The organism is Kribbella sp. NPDC058693, from assembly GCF_042715335.1.
Classification (GTDB): domain Bacteria; phylum Actinomycetota; class Actinomycetes; order Propionibacteriales; family Kribbellaceae; genus Kribbella; species Kribbella jiaozuonensis.
Genome location: NZ_JBHXSQ010000012.1, coordinates 1 through 2,478, shown reverse-complemented (window position 1 = coordinate 2,478; position 2,478 = coordinate 1). Strand labels below are relative to the sequence as shown.

At 55.9% G+C, this 2,478-nt stretch carries 2 rRNA genes; both read left to right on the top strand.

Annotation, left to right across the window (positions count from 1 at the left end):
• Nucleotides 1-260: 260 nt before the first annotated feature.
• A 16S ribosomal RNA gene (locus tag ACFWUU_RS40465) occupies nt 261-1,785 on the top strand.
• Nucleotides 1,786-2,248: 463 nt separating this feature from the next.
• Nucleotides 2,249-2,478 (top strand): 23S ribosomal RNA (locus ACFWUU_RS40460); the annotation flags it as partial.

Below are 2,478 nucleotides of genomic sequence, written 5' to 3'. Positions count from 1 at the left end.
CGGTGTGCGTCCGATTCTTGAGAACTCAACAGCGTGCCGAAAGTCAATGCCGAAATTTAGCATTATCCCCGTTCATGGGCTTCGGATGATTTCTGCCAGGGACCTTTCTGGGTTTCTTGGTGGGGTTGTTTGTTGTCTGTGACGGATTCCTTTGAAATTAATACGGATGACAAGCCAGTTTATGGTTTTGTTTCTGATTCAAAGGATCACTCAATGTAGTCTGTTTTCCGCGGCTTTTTGCTGTGGTTGACATATAGATTTCAACGGAGAGTTTGATCCTGGCTCAGGACGAACGCTGGCGGCGTGCTTAACACATGCAAGTCGAGCGGTAAGGCCCCTTCGGGGGTACACGAGCGGCGAACGGGTGAGTAACACGTGAGCAACCTACCCTCAACTTTGGGATAAGCCTCGGAAACGGGGTCTAATACCGGATAACACCATACTTCTCATGGGGTGTGGTTGAAAGTTCTGGCGGTTGGGGATGGGCTCGCGGCCTATCAGCTTGTTGGTGGGGTAATGGCCTACCAAGGCGTCGACGGGTAGCCGGCCTGAGAGGGCGACCGGCCACACTGGGACTGAGACACGGCCCAGACTCCTACGGGAGGCAGCAGTGGGGAATATTGCGCAATGGACGAAAGTCTGACGCAGCAACGCCGCGTGAGGGATGACGGCCTTCGGGTTGTAAACCTCTTTCAGCAGGGACGAAGCGAGAGTGACGGTACCTGCAGAAGAAGGACCGGCCAACTACGTGCCAGCAGCCGCGGTAATACGTAGGGTCCGAGCGTTGTCCGGAATTATTGGGCGTAAAGGGCTCGTAGGCGGTTCGTCACGTCGGGAGTGAAAACTCGGGGCTTAACCCCGAGCCTGCTTCCGATACGGGCAGACTAGAGGTAGGCAGGGGAGAGCGGAACTCCTGGTGTAGCGGTGGAATGCGCAGATATCAGGAAGAACACCGGTGGCGAAGGCGGCTCTCTGGGCCTTACCTGACGCTGAGGAGCGAAAGCGTGGGTAGCGAACAGGATTAGATACCCTGGTAGTCCACGCCGTAAACGTTGGGCGCTAGGTGTGGGGGACATTCCACGTCCTCCGTGCCGCAGCTAACGCATTAAGCGCCCCGCCTGGGGAGTACGGCCGCAAGGCTAAAACTCAAAGGAATTGACGGGGGCCCGCACAAGCGGCGGAGCATGCGGATTAATTCGATGCAACGCGAAGAACCTTACCTGGGTTTGACATATAGGGAAATCTCGCAGAGATGCGGGGTCCGTAAGGGTCCTATACAGGTGGTGCATGGCTGTCGTCAGCTCGTGTCGTGAGATGTTGGGTTAAGTCCCGCAACGAGCGCAACCCTCGTCCTATGTTGCCAGCACGTCCTTCGGGATGGTGGGGACTCATAGGAGACTGCCGGGGTCAACTCGGAGGAAGGTGGGGATGACGTCAAGTCATCATGCCCCTTATGTCCAGGGCTTCACGCATGCTACAATGGCCGGTACAAAGGGCTGCGAAACTGTAAGGTGGAGCGAATCCCAAAAAGCCGGTCTCAGTTCGGATTGGGGTCTGCAACTCGACCCCATGAAGTCGGAGTCGCTAGTAATCGCAGATCAGCAACGCTGCGGTGAATACGTTCCCGGGCCTTGTACACACCGCCCGTCACGTCATGAAAGTCGGCAACACCCGAAGCCGGTGGCCTAACCCTTGTGGAGGGAGCCGTCGAAGGTGGGGCTGGCGATTAGGACGAAGTCGTAACAAGGTAGCCGTACCGGAAGGTGCGGCTGGATCACCTCCTTTCTAAGGAGCACTCGACACTCTTTGAGTGTCTACTCATCACTAGCTCAGGCGAATGTTCTGAGGGTGATGGTGCTTCGGACTGTGGAACATTGACCATTAGGCCTGGATCTCACTGGATCCTGTTAGTACTGCTTACTTCGGTGGGCGTGGAACGCGGGTGAGGGATGAGTGAAGGGCCGAGGCGCGCTGTTGGGTCCTGAGGAATCGGGCCCTGGACCTGTAAGGGTTCTGGGACTGTTTCTTCTGGGTCACGGTTCAACCGGTGACGGTTGAGTTGGTGGCTGGGGCCGGCTCTCACCAAACTGTGGGTGGGTTCTTCTTCTGGGTGTGTTGTTTCCCTGGGGTTGGGCTTGTTCCTGTAAGTGGTGTGGATGGGCTGGTTTTCCTGCCCGTATTTTGAGAACTGTATAGTGGACGCGAGCATCTCTTTGTAGCGTAATTTTGCTTTTTGTTGTTTGTTTTGTGACAAGCTACTAAGGGCAATCGGTGGATGTCTTGGTACCAAGAGCCGATGAAGGACGTTGGAGCCTGCGATAAGCCCCGGGGAGTTGGCAACCGAGCTGTGATCCGGGGGTGTCCGAATGGGGAAACCCAGCTGGCATTCTAAAGCCAGTTACCAGTGCCTGAACACATAGGGTTCTGGAGGGAACGCGGGGAAGTGAAACATCTCAGTACCCGCAGGAAGAGAAAACA